13 protein-coding genes are annotated in these 15,500 nt (G+C 71.7%); 7 read left to right on the top strand and 6 right to left on the bottom strand.

The window, feature by feature from the left end; all coding sequences use genetic code 11:
• The first annotated feature begins 446 nt into the window (after positions 1-446).
• The 3 genes from ACLBX9_RS05405 (at position 447) to ACLBX9_RS05395 (ending at position 2,735) form a co-directional block, all read left to right on the top strand.
• Complete coding sequence (locus ACLBX9_RS05405; protein WP_447718192.1) at positions 447-2,036, top strand: glucan biosynthesis protein; 1,590 nt, start codon at positions 447-449, stop codon at positions 2,034-2,036.
• Between the two features lie 86 nt (positions 2,037-2,122).
• Positions 2,123-2,353 carry a hypothetical protein gene (locus ACLBX9_RS05400; protein ID WP_010683936.1) on the top strand — a complete coding sequence of 77 codons (231 nt, stop codon included), beginning with the start codon at positions 2,123-2,125 and terminating at the stop codon, positions 2,351-2,353.
• A 4-nt stretch (positions 2,354-2,357) separates the two neighbouring features.
• The gene (locus ACLBX9_RS05395) at positions 2,358-2,735 is read left to right on the top strand and encodes a hypothetical protein (RefSeq protein WP_010683935.1); all 378 of its coding nucleotides are present in this window, start codon (positions 2,358-2,360) and stop codon (positions 2,733-2,735) included.
• 14 nt (positions 2,736-2,749) lie between these two features.
• Here ACLBX9_RS05395 and ACLBX9_RS05390 read toward each other — a convergent pair whose 3' ends face one another.
• The 3 genes from ACLBX9_RS05390 to ACLBX9_RS05380 all read right to left on the bottom strand — a co-directional run bounded on the left by ACLBX9_RS05390 (position 2,750) and on the right by ACLBX9_RS05380 (position 4,252).
• Positions 2,750-3,034, bottom strand: a complete 285-nt coding sequence (locus tag ACLBX9_RS05390; RefSeq protein WP_447718191.1) for a DUF6894 family protein — start codon at positions 3,032-3,034, stop codon at positions 2,750-2,752.
• 338 nt (positions 3,035-3,372) lie between these two features.
• Entirely contained in the window at positions 3,373-3,636 is a 264-nt protein-coding gene (locus ACLBX9_RS05385) for a helix-turn-helix domain-containing protein (protein ID WP_447718190.1), read from the bottom strand.
• Between the two features lie 235 nt (positions 3,637-3,871).
• A complete protein-coding gene (locus tag ACLBX9_RS05380; protein WP_447718189.1) occupies positions 3,872-4,252 on the bottom strand; it encodes a hypothetical protein in 381 nt (126 codons plus the stop codon).
• A gap of 262 nt (positions 4,253-4,514) precedes the next feature.
• Between ACLBX9_RS05380 and rpoN the strand changes: the two genes are divergently transcribed.
• The 4 genes from rpoN (at position 4,515) to ACLBX9_RS05360 (ending at position 10,754) form a co-directional block, all read left to right on the top strand.
• Positions 4,515-6,092 carry an RNA polymerase factor sigma-54 gene (gene rpoN, locus ACLBX9_RS05375; RefSeq protein WP_010683933.1) on the top strand — a complete coding sequence of 526 codons (1,578 nt, stop codon included), beginning with the start codon at positions 4,515-4,517 and terminating at the stop codon, positions 6,090-6,092.
• A gap of 73 nt (positions 6,093-6,165) precedes the next feature.
• Positions 6,166-7,545, top strand: a complete 1,380-nt coding sequence (gene glmU, locus ACLBX9_RS05370; RefSeq protein ID WP_447718188.1) for a bifunctional UDP-N-acetylglucosamine diphosphorylase/glucosamine-1-phosphate N-acetyltransferase GlmU — start codon at positions 6,166-6,168, stop codon at positions 7,543-7,545.
• 139 nt (positions 7,546-7,684) lie between these two features.
• A complete protein-coding gene (glmS, locus tag ACLBX9_RS05365; protein ID WP_010683931.1) occupies positions 7,685-9,511 on the top strand; it encodes a glutamine--fructose-6-phosphate transaminase (isomerizing) in 1,827 nt (608 codons plus the stop codon).
• A gap of 82 nt (positions 9,512-9,593) precedes the next feature.
• Positions 9,594-10,754 carry a M20 family metallopeptidase gene (locus ACLBX9_RS05360; protein ID WP_447718187.1) on the top strand — a complete coding sequence of 387 codons (1,161 nt, stop codon included), beginning with the start codon at positions 9,594-9,596 and terminating at the stop codon, positions 10,752-10,754.
• On the opposite strand, the gene ACLBX9_RS05355 is transcribed toward ACLBX9_RS05360, so the two are convergent.
• The 3 genes from ACLBX9_RS05355 to ACLBX9_RS05345 all read right to left on the bottom strand — a co-directional run bounded on the left by ACLBX9_RS05355 (position 10,751) and on the right by ACLBX9_RS05345 (position 15,441).
• Positions 10,751-11,881, bottom strand: a complete 1,131-nt coding sequence (locus ACLBX9_RS05355) for a serine hydrolase domain-containing protein (RefSeq protein WP_447718186.1) — start codon at positions 11,879-11,881, stop codon at positions 10,751-10,753. The genes ACLBX9_RS05360 and ACLBX9_RS05355 overlap by 4 nt on opposite strands.
• A 456-nt stretch (positions 11,882-12,337) precedes the next feature.
• Complete coding sequence (locus ACLBX9_RS05350) at positions 12,338-13,315, bottom strand: FAD:protein FMN transferase (RefSeq protein WP_447718185.1); 978 nt, start codon at positions 13,313-13,315, stop codon at positions 12,338-12,340.
• Positions 13,312-15,441, bottom strand: a complete 2,130-nt coding sequence (locus ACLBX9_RS05345; RefSeq protein ID WP_447718220.1) for a 4Fe-4S binding protein — start codon at positions 15,439-15,441, stop codon at positions 13,312-13,314. Before ACLBX9_RS05345 ends, ACLBX9_RS05350 begins: the two co-directional genes overlap by 4 nt.
• Between the last annotated feature and the right edge of the window lie 59 nt (positions 15,442-15,500).

Here is a 15,500-nt window from a genome sequence, read left to right as displayed (position 1 = left end):
CGTTCCGGGGCGCCGAAGGCGGGCCCGGAACCCGGAACCGCGCGCGGTGAAGATCTTGGCGCGCAAGATTTCGGCGCGCAGGATCCTGGCCCGGCCGCGGATCGCAATTCCGGGTTCCGCTGCGCGGCCCCGGAATGACCGCGGGCGTGACTGCGACGCCTCCCGCACAGGAGGATTGAGCGATCGGCGCACCGGAGACGAAAATCGCACGGTGCCGGACCATCAGGCCGACGAAGCGTGGCCCCTCTCGTGCGATGGCGTGACGCCGGAATAGGCCGCGCCGGCGCGTTCCGGCAGCGTTCAGCTCGCGCGCGCGAGGTTGCGGCGCCGCAGCACGCATGCGCGTCCCGTGAGGTTCCCGAGCGGCCGACGCGCGGACCGGCTGCGGTACGTCGGCTCAGGGGCCCGCGCGTCGCGGGATCCGGCCAGCTCTGCGGGACACCAGCTTGATCACGCGTCGCGTCATGACCGCCCTCGGTCTCCTCGCCCTCTCGCCGCTGGCGGGCCGCGCGCTCGCCGCGCCCGGCGGGCCGCGCCTGGGGGCGCCGGAGCCCATGGACTTCGACCGGCTGAAGGACCTCGCCCGGACGCTGCGCGACCGGCCCTACACGCCGCCGCCCGAGGCGCCGGCCTCGGCGGCGCTCGATGCCCTGACCTACGGGCCGCTCCAGGAGATCCGCTATCCGCCCGGCCGGGCCCTCTACGCCGACAGCCCGTACCCGGTGACGTTCTTCCACCTCGGCAACTTCTTCAGGCACCCCGTGAAGGTCTACGCCCTGGAGGGCGGGCAGGCCCGCGCGGTGATCTACACCCACGACCTGTTCACCTATCCCTCGGGCAATCCCGCCAAGGATGTCCCGGACGGCGCAGGCTTCGCGGGGTTCCGGTTCCAAAAGGCCCCGGCCGGCCAGTCCGGCGACGACGGCGACTGGCTGGCCTTCCTGGGCGCCTCCTATTTCCGCGCCGCGGGCGACGGGGAGCAGTACGGCGCCTCGGCCCGGGGCATCGCCATCGATACCGCGCCCGGCCCGGGGAAGACCGAGGAGTTCCCGGTCTTCACGCGCTTCTACGTCAGTCCGGCCGCGGAGGGTGCGGTCACCGTCCTGGCCCTGCTCGAAGGGCCGAGCCTCACGGGGGCCTACCGGTTCGTGGCCCGCAAGGCGCCCCACGTCGTGATCGACGTGTCCTGCACCCTCTACATGCGCCGGACCGTGGAGCGGTTCGGCCTGGCGCCGCTGACCTCGATGCTCTGGTACTCGGAGGGCATGAGCCGGTTCCTGGCCAGCGACTGGCGGACCGAGGTCCACGATTCCGACGGCCTGCTGATGCAGACCGGCGCGGGCGAGCTGATCTGGCGGCCCCTCAACAACCCGCCGCGCCTCAGCGTCAGCGCCTTCGCGGACCGGTCGCCCAGGGGGTTCGGCCTGCTCCAGCGCGACCGCGCCTTCGACCACTACATCGACGACGGCTTCGAGGAGAATCGGCCCGACATCTGGGTCGAGCCGCAGGGGGATTGGGGACAGGGCAGCGTCCAGCTCGTGGAGATCCCGACCCATCAGGAGACCGACGACAACATCGTCGCCCTCTGGGTGCCGGCCGACCCGCCCACGGCCGGGACCGACCGCAGCTTCGCCTATCGCCTGCGCTGGACCGCCGCGGAGCCGGTCGCCACGGACCTCGCCCGCTGCGTGGCGACGCGGGCCACGAAGGGCTCCTGGCTGGCCGAGACCGACCGGAAGCCGGGGCGCGCGAACCTCGTGCGCCAGTTCGTGCTGGAATTCGAGGGCGCGGCCCTCGCGGGCCTCGATCCGGAGAAGGCCGAGGTGGCGCTGACGCTCTCGCGGGGCAGCGCCGCGGAGGTTGGCGCCACCTCCGCGCCCTACGGAAAGCCGAGCCCGTGGCGGGTCTTCCTCAAGGTCTACGCCGAGGGGCCGGAACCGGTGGAGATGCGGCTGCAGCTCAAGTCCGGCGGACGCCTGCTCTCCGAGACCTGGGCCTACCGCTACGATCCGGAGGCGCCCGGGACCGTCCTGTGAGGGGCGGATTGGGCGCATTGCCGGGACGGGCTGGTCGCCGGTAGAAGCTCCGCCTCGGCCCTGCCGCCCGCCGCATCGAGGCCGCCATGAACGGCGAACGACCGCCCGGCCCGCATCTGCCCGAGGCGCTGACGCGGCTGCTCAAGGCGCCCAAGAGCGCGATCTGGCCGACGCCGGAAGATCGCCACCGCTCCCGTCCCGGCCGGCCGAAGCCGCGCCAGCCGAGCTGGGCCGTTCGGGGTGTGTGGCTGTGGGCAATCCTCTACAACCTCATCGGCTTCGCGATTCTCGCGACGCTCTGGCGGACGATGCGTTGAACCGATGATCCGACCCCGCTTCGCGCCACCGCGCACGCCGCACCTGGCCTGCGCGTCGCTGCTCCTGCTGGCCGTCGCGGGCCCGGCGACCGCGCAGACCTCCGGAGAGGCCCTGAACGCGGATGACGGGACGGGGGCGGTGAAGGTCTGCGCGCCCGTGGCGATGCCCCGCTGGCGGTCGATGACGCCGGTGCCCAAGACCTGGACGTTCCTGGACTGCATGAGCTTCTCCGGGGAGATGGGCGCGACCCATTTCCAGCTCGGCTGCCTGTTCACCAACGTCACCCCGTACGCGCAGAAATACGCCTGGGGACCGATGGTGCAGATCGCGAAGTCGGCGCTGGCGAAGGCCCAGCCGCCGATGCCGAATTGCGGCTGGTAGGCGGGACGTCCGGATCAGCCGGCCCGGCCGGGCCATTCGATATCGAGCGCGAGGCAGGCGCGGAAGACGACGCGGTCCGCCTCGTCCCGAACCTGCGCCTCCAGCCGCAGATCGACGGGCCCGGCACCGTGCGGCTGCTTCGGCTTGACCCGGAGCAGGTCGTGGACGGCTTCGACCAGCGCCTCCGCGGCCGAGAGGCAGGCCTCCCGCTCGCCGGCGAAGTCCAGGCCGTCCTCGTCCCGGGACACTCCCTGATTGTCGATGAAATCGGTGAAGTAGCGCACGGCGCAGGACCTCACGAACGGATCCGGACCGTGACCCCGCCCCGGGGTGCTGTCGCTAACCTGTGTGAAGCGATCCGATCGGACATTTGGCGGAGGAGCGGCCTGCTGAGATCGAGCCGAGATGGGCGTTCAGGACCCTTGGCCAGCCTGCGCGGACTCAGACGGACACGAAACCTGCGTCTAAAATCATACACTTCCTGAGAGAAATCGCGAGGCCGGGCAGCGCACGGAGCGCGCGCACGAAAGCGCGATCGTCGCGGCTTCGAGGGTCGAGGCTATCGCCTGTCAATCGCCTCCACCGGGTCGGGAAGCCTGGAATCCGGGCGGCACCGCCGGGTCGGCGCGGCAGCCGATCAGGCCATCGCGCCGCGACCGGTGCGCATCGGACCGATCAGGCCCTCATACCCGGCTTCCGCAGGCCCGTAGGTCTGGCCGGCGGCCTCCTCCGGCCGTCCGCGGTCGATGATCCTGATCTGCCCACGCCGCGCCCGGACCAAACCCGCGCCCGCCAGCGTGTGGATCGCCACCGTGACGGTGGGCCGTCGCACGCCCGGCATGATCGTGAGGAACTCGTGGTTGACTGAGAGGTCGTCGCCGTCCTGCCGGTCGAGATACATCAGGAGCTAGCGCGCGAGCCGCTCCCCTGCCGGCATTGGCGACGGCGGTCTGGGCGACCTGCACGATGAAAGTCTGCCTGTAGTGCAGCGAGAGATGGCGCAGCGATGGGCTGGCCGCGCTGGCGGCGCGCAGGGCCGGCACGGCGATTCGGTGTCCGCGGCCGGCGACCTGCATGAGGATCTGGTACGGCACGGTGTCGGCGCCCAGCATCAGCGCCGGGATCGCCATGCCGTCCTAGCCGAACAATCCGACCTCGATCCGGCTGCCATCTCTCGGGTTCGAGACCACCGAGCACAGGCCGGTCTCGATGAACACCGCGTGGGGAATCGTGCTGCCCGGCTCCACCAGCATCAGACAGAGCGGCAGATCGATGTGCTCGAGATCCGGTTTGAGAAGCGCACCATCCGCCTCGGAAAGGGCAGCCGGATACCGGTTCAGATGAGCCATCGCGATCGGGCACGCAGCAATCGACACGCACACCGGTTCGACCCCGCGGTCCGGAGCGTTCCTCCGAGCCATGATCGGCTCACCGCGCAAAGGCGAGCGAATACTGGGCGCCAACCACAAACTGTCCGATGTCACACAGAAGCTCGGCAGTTGGATGGCCGCGAACACTGGCTGCGACGTGATGAGATCGCGGTCGCGACAAAGTTTCGTTAAGCCCGCGGGCCGATACTGTGGGTCCGGCGGTCACGATGTGGCCGCTACGCCACGCGCTTCCCCCACCGCAGGGTTGCCAACACGCGTGAGCGCCGCCGTCCTTTGACGCGCGTCTCCGATCCCGCTAGAGGTTCAAGGACAAGAGAAGCAAGAACCATGCCGTGGGCGAAGCGTCTCCGGCTGGTGTACGGCGTCGGACGGGCAATCGGGGCCTCGCATGAGTTTGGTGCAACGGCTGGAAGTGCGTCAGGGCCAGGCCCTGGTGATGACGCCGCAGCTCCTGCAGGCGATCAAGCTCCTCCAGCTCTCGCAGCTCGATCTCGCAGCCTATGTCGAGGCGGAACTGGAGCGCAATCCGCTCCTCGAGCGCGCCGAGGCGACAGAGGCGCCGGCCCCGGTCGAGAGCGCCGCCGCGGGCGATCACCCGGACGAGGCCGGTTCGGACGGCTTCGAGGCGCCGGAGCCCGAATCGTGGCTCTCGACGGACCTAAATCCGAGCCGGGGCGAGATCGAGGGCGATTTCGACACGCGGCTCGACAACGTCTTCCCTGACGAGGCGCCGGTTCAGGCGCGCGAGGCGGGCGGCGGCGACATGCTCTCGCTGACCCCGCCGCCCTATGGCAGCACCGGCGGCAGCTTCGACGCCGAGGCCCCGGATTTCGAGGCCACGCTGACGGCCGAGACGTCCCTGCGCGACCACTTGGCGAGCCAGCTCGAGCTGGCGACCCGGGTGCCGATGGAGCGGCTGATCGGCGGATTCCTGATCGACGCCGTGGATGAGGCCGGATACCTGCGCGAGACGGTCGAGGGCGTGGCGGAGCGGCTCGGCGCCGATCCGGCGATCGTCGCCCGGATGCTCACCCTGGTGCAGAGCTTCGACCCGCCCGGGGTTGCGGCGCGGGACCTCGCCGAGTGCCTCGCGATCCAGCTGCGCGAGCGCGATCGGTTCGACCCGGCCATGGAGGCGCTGGTCTCGCGCCTCGACCTCGTGGCCAAGCGCGATTTCGCCGCGCTGCGCCGCCTCTGCGGCGTGGACGACGAGGATCTCGTCGACATGCTGGGCGAGATCCGCCGCCTCGACCCGAAGCCGGGCCGCGCCTACGGGTCGAGCGCCGTAGAGGTGCTGGTGCCCGACGTGTACGTGCGGGCCGCCCCCGACGGGTCCTGGCTGATCGAGCTGAACAGCGAGGCGCTCCCGCGCGTCCTGGTCAATCAGAGCTACTACGCCCGGGTCTCGCGCAACGCCTCCGCGGACGGCGACAAGGCCTTCCTGTCGGAGGCCCTGCAGAACGCCAACTGGCTGACGCGCTCCCTGGAGCAGCGCGCCCGCACCATCCTGAAGGTCGCCACCGAGATCGTGCGCCAGCAGGACGGATTCTTCGTCCACGGCGTCACGCACCTGCGGCCGCTGAACCTGAAGACGGTGGCGGAGGCCATCGGCATGCACGAGTCGACCGTCTCGCGGGTCACCTCCAACAAGGCGATCGGCACCAGCCGCGGCACGCTGGAGATGAAGTACTTCTTCACCGCGGCGATCCCCGGCGCGGCAGGGGCGGCGGCCCACTCCTCCGAGGCCGTGCGCCACCGCATCAAGCAGCTCGTCGACGGCGAGGCGCCGGACGACGTGCTCTCCGACGACGCACTGGTCCAGAAGCTGCGCGGGGAGGGCGTCGACATCGCCCGCCGCACGGTGGCGAAGTATCGGGAATCCCTGCGGATCCCGAGCTCGATCGAGCGGCGCCGCGAGCACTTCGCCCACGGATCCGGCCATCAGAGCGCCATGGCGCTGCGCTGACGATCCGGCCGGACTTGCGCCGGGCGCGCGTCCGGCCCATCCACGGCGCCGGATAACGACGCCTGGACCCGCGATGACCCCGACCGGAACGCCCCCGCGCAGCCTCACCGCCATCGTGCTCGCGGCCGGGAAGGGCACGCGGATGCGCTCGGACCTGCCGAAGGTGCTGCACCGGATCGCCGGGCGGAGCATGCTCGGCCACGTGCTGGCCGCCGTGCAGGCGGCGGGCGCGGGCCGGATCGCCGTGGTGGCCGAGCCCGGCCGCGACGACGTCGCCGCCGAGATCGCACGGCAGGCCCCGGGAGCGCGGGTCTTCCCCCAGGCCGAGCGGCTGGGCACGGCCCACGCGGTTCTGGCGGCCCGGGAGATCCTGGCCGATCCGGACGACGACGTGGTCATCGCCTTCGGCGACACGCCGCTGATCACCGCCGAGACGTTCCTGCGCCTGCGCGCGCCGCTCTCCGAGGGCGCCGCCGTCGCGGTGCTGGCCTTCGAGGCACCGGTACCGACCGGCTATGGCCGGGTCCTCACCGAGGGCAGCCGTGTCCTGGCGATCCGCGAGGAGAAGGACGCGAGCGCGGCCGAGCGGGCCGTGACCCTGTGCAATGCCGGGCTGATGGCGCTCTCAGGGCGGCACGCCCTCGCGCTGCTCACGCGCATCGGGAACGACAACGCCGCCGGCGAGTACTACCTGCCCGACGCGGTGGCCCTGGCGGTCGCCGAAGGCCTCGCGGTCACCGTGGTCCCGGTGGACGAGGCCGAGGCGCAGGGCGTCAACGACCGGGTTCAGCTCAGCGTGGCCGAGGCCGCGATTCAGGCACATCTGCGCCGCAGCGCCATGCTGGGCGGCGCAACCCTGATCGCCCCGGAGACGGTGTTCCTCAGCCACGACACGGTGCTGGGGCGCGACGTGATCGTCGAGCCCAACGTGGTCTTCGGGCCGGGCGTGCGGGTGGCGGACGGGTGCACGGTGCGGTCCTTCGCGCATCTCACCGAGACCAGCCTGGAGGCCGGGGTGAAGATCGGGCCGTTCGTGCGGCTGCGCGGCCACGCCGTGCTGGAGGCGGGCGCGGAACTCGGCAACTTCGTCGAGTTGAAGAACGCCCGGATGGGCGCCGGCGCCAAGGCCGCGCACCTCACCTACCTGGGCGACGCCGAGATCGGCGCCAAGGCGAATATCGGCGCCGGCACGATCACCTGCAATTACGACGGCGTGCTCAAGCACAGGACCACGATCGGCGCCGGCGCCTTCATCGGCTCGAACTCCGCCCTGGTGGCGCCTGTCACCGTGGGGGAGGGGGCCTACGTGGCCTCGGGCTCGGTGATCACCGACGACGTGCCGGCCGACGCCATGGCGGTCGCCCGGGGGCGGCAGGCAGTGAAGCCGGGCTGGGCCCGGGACAAGCGGGCGGCGCTGCAGGCCGAGAAAGCCCGGCGCGGGAAGGGGTCCTGACGGGGCGCCCGGACTGGGACTGGCCCTGCGCGCCCTCGATCCGGTACAAGTCGGGCTTGGCCCCATCCTGACCGGGGTGGCCCGGGCCTTGCGCGGCAAGCCCGCGCAAGGCCCGGGCGTCGAAGCGAGAGACTTTTCCATGTGCGGCATCGTCGGCATCGTCGGGCGCGACGCGGTGGCGGGGCAGGTGATCGAGGCCCTGCGGCGGCTCGAATACCGCGGCTACGACTCCGCCGGCATCGCCACCCTGGAGCACGGGCGCCTGGAGCGCCGCCGCGCCTCCGGCAAGCTCGTCAACCTGGAGGCCAGGCTGCATCAGGAGCCGCTCACCGGCACGATCGGCATCGGCCACACCCGCTGGGCGACCCACGGGCGGCCCAACGAGACCAACGCACACCCGCACGCCACCAAGCGTCTGGCCGTCGTCCACAACGGCATCATCGAGAATTTTCGCGAATTGAAGCAGGAACTCGAGGCCGACGGCATCGTCTTCGAGACCGAGACCGACACCGAGGTCGTCGCCCAGCTTGTCAGCCGCAACATGGACCGGCAGATGGCCCCGGTGGAGGCCGTGGCCGCCGCCCTGCCGCGGCTGCGCGGCGCCTTCGCCCTGGGCTTCATCTTCGCGGGCGAGGAGAACCTGCTGATCGGCGCCCGCCACGGCGCGCCGCTGGCCATCGGCTTCGGCCCGGGCGAGACCTATCTGGGCTCCGACGCCCTGGCGCTCGCCCCCTTCACCGACGCGATCACCTATCTCGACGAGGGCGACTGGGCGATCCTGTCCCGGGCCGGCGCCGAGATCCGCGACGCGTCCGGTGCGACGGTCGAGCGTCCGCGCCAGAAGATCGCCACGCAGGCCTACCGGATCGACAAGGGCGAGTACCGCCACTTCATGGCCAAGGAGATCCACGAGCAGCCCGAGGTGGTGGGCCGCACGCTCGCCCACTACGTCGACATGGCGCAGGGGCGGGTGATGCTTCCGGAGGCGCTGCCCTTCGACTTCGCCAAGCTCAGCCGCGTCTACATCACCGCCTGCGGCACCGCGTACTATGCCGGCCTCGTCGCCCGCTACTGGTTCGAGCAGGTGGCGCGCCTGCCCGTGGAGATCGACGTCGCCTCCGAGGCGCGCTACCGCGAGGCGCCCCTCGAGAAGGACGGCCTGACGCTGGTCATCTCGCAATCGGGCGAGACTGCCGACACGCTGGCCTCGCTGCGCTACGCCAGGAGCCAAGGCCAGCACACGCTCTGCGTGGTCAACGTGCCGACCTCGACCATCGCGCGGGAATCCTCGGTGGTGATGCCGACCCTCGCCGGGCCCGAGATCGGCGTGGCCTCCACCAAGGCGTTCTCCTGCCAGCTCACCGTGCTGCTCTGCCTCGCCATCGCGGCGGGCCGGGCTCGGGGCACGCTCGACGCCGAGGGCGAGCGGCGCCTGGTCGACGGCCTGATCAAGGCGCCGGGCCTGATGGCCGAGGCGCTGACGCACGAATCGGCGATCGAGGGGCTGGCCCGGGAGGTCGCGAAGGCGCGGGACGTGCTCTATCTCGGCCGCGGCACCAGCTACCCGATGGCGCTGGAGGGCGCGCTGAAGCTCAAGGAGATCAGCTACATCCACGCCGAGGGCTACGCGGCGGGCGAGCTGAAGCACGGGCCGATCGCGCTGATCGACGAGAGCGTGCCGGTGATCGTCATCGCGCCCCACGACGCGGTGTTCGAGAAGACGGTCTCCAACATGCAGGAGGTGGCCGCCCGTGGCGGGCGCATCGTCTTGATCGGCGACGCTCAGGGCGCAGCCGAGCACGGTCTCGACACGCTCGCAACCTTCACCATGCCGGCGGTCAACGCCACCGTGGCGCCGATCGTCTACGCGGTGCCGATCCAGCTGCTGGCCTACCACACGGCGGTGTTCATGGGGAAAGACGTCGACCAGCCGCGGAACCTCGCCAAGTCGGTGACGGTGGAGTAGGCGCGGCCGACCCCAGCGGCGGTTCGTTCGGACGCGGCGCCGTCTCTGCGAGCGGTTCCGACAGACCCGTACGAGGACCTTCATGGCCACACGTGAGACCGAAGCCCTCGGCTGGCTCGACGGGCAGGAGGGCGCCATGCTGGCCCTCCTCGAGGATCTGGTGAACATCGATTCCGGCTCCTACGACAAGCCGGGCGTCGACGCCGTCGGCACCCGCATCGCGGCCTTCCTCGCCGGTGAGGGCATCCCGGTCACCACGATCCCCGTGTCGGGCTACGGCGACGCGCTGCGGGCCCAGGTCGCAGGCTCCGGGGGCGGCAACCGCCCGGTCGTGCTGATGGGCCATCGCGATACGGTCTTCCCGAAAGGGGAGGCCGGGGAGCGCCCGTTCCGGATCGCCGAGGGCCGCGCCTACGGGCCGGGCGTCGCCGACATGAAGGCGGGCCTCGTGATGAACGCCTTCGTGCTGGCGGCCTACCATCGGGCCGGCGGCGCGCCGGTGCCGCTGGTCGGCCTGTTCACCAGCGACGAGGAGATCGGCTCCCCGGCCTGCCGGCCGATCATCGAGGAGACCGCCCGCGGTGCCCGGGCGGTGCTCAATTCCGAGCCCGGCCGCCCAACCGGCAACATCGTCACCGGCCGCAAGGGCGGGGTGTTCATGCAGCTCGCGGTGTCGGGCAAGGCGGCCCATTCCGGCGGCAACTACGCGGACGGGCGCAGCGCCATCCTGGAACTTGCCCACAAGACCGTCGCGCTCCACGCGATCACCGATCTCGACCGCGGCACGACGGTGAATGTCGGGCTGGTCTCGGGTGGCCAGTCGGTGAACACCGTGGCCCCCCGGGCGACCTGCGAGATCGACCTGCGCTACGTGACGCCGCCCGACCGGGAGGCGGCGATGGGCCGGATCGGCGCGATCGTGGCGTCCTCCACGGTGCCGGGCACCACCGCGCACCTCACCATCAAGGGCGAATTCCTGCCGCTGGTGCAGGACGCGGCCTCGCGCGCGCTGTTCGAGACCTACGCCCGCGTGAGCGCGGCGCAGGGCGTCCCGGTCGAGGGCGAATTCACGGGCGGCTGCGCCGATTCCGGCTTCACCGCCAGCGTCGGCTGCCCGACCCTGTGCGCCGTCGGCCCGGTGGGCGGCAAGGCGCACTCGCCCGAGGAGTATCTGGAGGTCGGGAGCCTCGTCCCGCGGGCGCGCGCGATGGCCGAGACCATCGCGGCCCTGGCGCAGCCTTAGTCCGGCAGCGCCGCCGCGAGGCGGAGCAGCAAGCCGTCCAGGGCCACCTTGTCGATCCAGCGCAGCACCGCGACGAGGTCGTGCTCCGGATCGCACCAGATCACGTTGTTGCCGGCGCCCAGCGCGCTGAATGCCGAGGCGGAGAGCTGCGGCTTGGCGGCCGCGCCGCGGTTCAGCCACCACAGGTAGCCGTAGCTGTCCAGGGTCGGCGAGGGGGTCAGCATGGCACGGATCCAGCGCTCCGACAGCAGCCGGCGGCCGTTCCAGGCGCCGCCGCGGGCGATCAGGAGCCCGAAGCGGGCGTGGTCGTCGGCGCCGATGAACAGGCCGCCGCCCCAGTGGCCGCCGCCCGGCACGGACTGGATCCGTTCGCCGCCGCCTTCCACCCAGGCGTTGTCGTAACCGTGCCAGGACCAATCCCGGGACGCGCCGATCGGCGTCATGATCCGCTCGCGCAGCACCTCGGGCAGAGCGCGGCCGAACCGGCGCATCAGGCAGTAGGACAGCAGGTTCACCCGCACGTCGTTGTACTCGTAGTGCGTGCCCGGCGGCTGCAGCGCGCGCCTCTCGCCCTTGCGGCTGTTGTCGGCCCCCGGGCCGATCTGCCGGAAGTGGTCCACCTGATCGGACTTGCCGAACAGAATGCCCTGCCACTCGCTCGATTGCTGCAGAAGGTGGCGCCAGGTGATCGCGCCGTTATGCGGGCCGTCGAGGAGCGGATCCGGCACGCTGTCGCGCACCGGCGCGTCCACGTCGGGGATCAGGCCGTCGTCGTGCGCGAGACCGGCCAGCACCGCCAGATAGCTCTTGGCGATCGAGAAGGTCATGTCCGGCCGGCGCGTATCGCCCCAGGCGGCGACGCGGCGGCCGCCCTTCAGGATGACGCCCGCCGGGCCGCCGCGTTCGTGCACCGGTCCGGCGATGGCGCTCCAGGGGCCGGTCTCGTTCCACTCGACGATCCCGACATAGCGGCCGTCGGGATAGTACAGGCTCCGCGGCCATGCGCTCTCGTGCGTCTTCGCGAAGGCGACGGCGTCCGCGAGCCGCCCGGCATCGAGCCCCGCCGCTCCCGGGTCCTGCTCCGCCCAGACCTCCGTCGGCCAGTACGGCCCGGCTGCTTCAGTCACGCGCGTTCTCCTGACGGTCGTCTCGGGTCCGGACGCATGCAGGGCCTGCGCCGCGGATCGCACACCCCGTAGAACCATCGCGCCCGCCAGGGCCTTATAGTTCGGCAGGCTGGAGTTTTGGTCTCTGCGCGGCCCAACAACCTCGATCTCATTCTTCGAGGCGTGGAGCCCGCAATCGCTCCACGTTCGTCATCCCGGGGCCGCGCAGCGGAGCCCGGGATCCCAACACGCCGACCTGCCAAAGCTCAGCACTGTCGGCGGCTCTGGGTTGCCAGCCTCCGGCGTGCCCCTTCGGTTCCGGGCTCGCCTGCGGCGCCCCGGGATGACGCAGCGGACGCGTCATCCGAAGCGTCCACACGCCCAGGAGATTGATGTTCTGATCCGTAGAGCCCTAAGCGCCAGGGCAGAGCGCGCGGCGCGGTTCGGGCCTCGCCCCGTGCGCAGGCGCGGGATGTGTCAGCCCTTGTCGGTGAAGCGCGCGGTGCAGCCCGGATGGGCTGCGACGAGGGACGCGCCGCGCGCCCGCCCCAGGACCATGCAGGCGGTCGACAGCCCGTCGGCGAGGAGGCCCGTCGGCGCGGTCACCGTCACCGACGACAGGGCGCGCGGCGATCGGCCGGTGGCCGGATCGAAGATGTGGTGGTCAGCGCGGTCGTCCGAGAAGCTCATGTTGTAGTCGCCCGAAGTCGCGGCGAAGCCCGTGAAGGGAGCGATGACGGCGGCGATCTCGGCGGGACGGCGCGGATCGGCCAGCCCGAGGCGCCAGGGGGTGCCGTCGGGATGGGCACCGGCGGCGCCGAACTCGCCGGTATCCACGAAGGCATCGTCGATGCCGCGCGCCCGGAATGCCGCCATGACCTGGTCGGCGGCGTAGCCCTGGATGAGGGCGTTCAGGGTCAGGGCCGTCCCGGGTTCCAGGACGATACGGTCCGGCCCGACCTGCACGCGCCGCCAGCCGATCCGCACCAGGGTCGCCCGGAGGACGTCGTCCCCCGGTCGCGCGCCGCGGGCGGCCGCGCCGGCCCAGACCGGCCAGAGCGGCTGGACGGTCGGGTCGAAGGCGCCATCCGTCTCGGCCGCGAGCGCGAGGGCGAAGCGCAGCAGGGTGCGGAGATGCGGGTCGGGGTCCTCCAGGGATCCGTCCCGGTTGAGCCGCGCCAGGGCGCTGTCGGCCCGGAACAGACTGGCGGACGCCTCCACGGCCCGCATCGCCGCGAACCCATCGGTCAGCGCGGCCTCGATTGTGGATGGATCGGATCCCGCCACGGTCAGCGCCACGGTGGTGCCGAAGGCGAGGCCGGCGCGGGTGCGGAGGATCAGCCCCCGCGACGCCGCCGCGGCGCGGAACGCCGCGAGGCCGCCGAGCCCGGCGAGGCCCGCGGCCCCGACGAGGATCCGGCGTCGTCCGGGCGCGAAGCGGACCGGCGCGCTCACCCGACGGCCACCGGCCGGGGCGCGACGCGGCGGCTGCGCTTGCGCGCCACCACCTGCGGCACGCATTGCCCGGGATCGTGGATGATCGTCACGCAGTCCATGCACTGGAAGCACTCGGCGTAGTCGATCCGGCCGGAGGGCGCGATGGCGCCGTAGCGGCAGCGCACCTTGCACAGCTGGCAGGGAGAGCCGCACTCCGCCCGGCGCGGGATCCAGTCGAGGATCCGCACCCGCCCGAGGAGGGCGAGGCTCGCGCCGAGCGGGCACAGGTAGCGGCAGAACCCTTTGTAGACGAACAGGTTGAGCACCAGCAGCCCGGCCGCGTAGGCGACGAACGGCCAGGACCGGACGAAGTACAGGGTGATGGCGGTCTTGAACGGCTCGACCTCGGACAATGTGTCGACCAGCGGCGATCCCGCCGCCGCGGCGGCGAGGATGCCGGCGAGGACGACGTATTTCAGCGTCCGCAGCGCCCGGTCCAGGCCCGGCGGTACCGCCATCTGCCGGATGCGCAGCGGCCGGGCCAGCAGCGCAGCGAATTCCTGCAGGGCCCCGAACGGACAGAGCCAGCCGCAGAACGTGCCGCGCCCCCAGGCCACCAGGGCGGCGAGGGCGAAGGCCCAGAGCACCAGAGAGGGCGGATCGTAGAGCAGGAAGGCGAGGTCGTGGGTGATTGTGGCGGCGCGCACGAGGCCCACGAGGGTGACGATCGACAGCTGGGCCTGCGCGTACCAGCCGACGAAGCCGAGGGTCAGCGCCAGGAAGCCGAGGCGGAAGACCGCGAACCGACGGGCGTCCGCCACCAGCCCGCGCTGGCGCGCGAGCACCGGCACCAGCACGCCGAGCATCAGCCCGATCAACCCGAGTTCGGGAGCCCGCGCGCGCCAGGGGTCGGTCCAGCTCGGCCCGTCATCCGGACGGAGCCGGGTGAACAGGTCGGCGGGCAGGGCGGTCTCGACCGTGAAGGTCCGGGCGATCTTCTCCGACAGGATCTGCCCGCGCTCGCGGACGATCGTCTCGGTCAGCATCCAGGGCGCCGACGGATCGAAGCCGGCGGCCTGATCGATCCGCAGGATCGTCCAGGGACCGGGCGGCAGGCCCTCGGCGAGGCCGGCGTCGCGCCGCTCCACCGCCATGTCGCGGGCATTCACGATCAGGCCGCCCTGGCTCAGCGCCAGCCGCTCGGGGACTGCGCCCAGCACGAAGCGGTCGCCGATTGGGTTCTCGGGCGCCTCCTCCGGCCCGGCGCTGATCACCATGACCGCGTGGTTGCCGGGGCCGAGCTCGCGCATCAGCGCGTCGTAGCGGGTCTGCCCCAGCAGGTTGCGGCCGATCGACGGCGGATCCAGGCAGGCCACGTAGAGGTCGGTCAGGGGGGCGTCGGGCGACCCCTCGGACGCATCCGCCACCCCGGTTCCCTTGAAGGCCTCGGCGGCGGCGGTGTTCGTCACCGTCAGCCGCTGCGCCCAGCCTCGGGCGAGGAGGTCGGCGAGGGTGAGCGGCTCGTAGAGGTCGGGCTTGGCCTCGACCTTCAGGCCGACATTGGCCGCCCCGAAGCCGAGTTTCTGGCGGGCGACAGCCAGTGCGGAAGCCAGGATCGACTGGTTGATCACCCGCGTCGAGGCCGTCGCCATGGAGATGCCGTCGACCGTGGTCTGAGGCGCGGCGCCGGCGGCCCGGGCATTCGGCCGGCCCACCCGGATCGCCTGCCGGGCCGAGAGGCCGGCATATTGCTCGACGAAGGCGAAGAGCGGCTCGGAGCCGAGCCCTTCGAGGAAGACCGGCTCGTGGTGCGAGACGACCTTCACGTCCCGGAAGGTGCCGTCGGGGGCCAGCGCGATCAGCAGGTCGGGGGGCGTGCCGCCGAAGCCGGGGATCGGCGCGAGATCGACGGATTCGAACGCGTAGGCCAAAACCTCATAGGACCCGGCCTGCTGCTTCAGGATCGGCCAGACCGGGAGCCTGTCGTCCTTCTCTCCGACCACCAGCGGGGGCGGGAAGTATCTTTCGAGGGCGGCGCGATCGAGCTGGCCGGCGGCGGCGGGGTGCGCGAGCAGGACGAGGAGGAGAAGCGCGGCTTGCAGGACGTACCCCGCGCTGCGGTGGTTGCCGAATGCGCCACGGATCGCGAGTAGTTTCCAGAAGTTCCTGCCCCAGATCTGCAACCCGCGCGTTTCCCTCCCCC

The organism is Methylobacterium sp. A49B (genome assembly GCF_053346215.1).
This window is presented reverse-complemented; position numbering and strand designations above follow the sequence as displayed.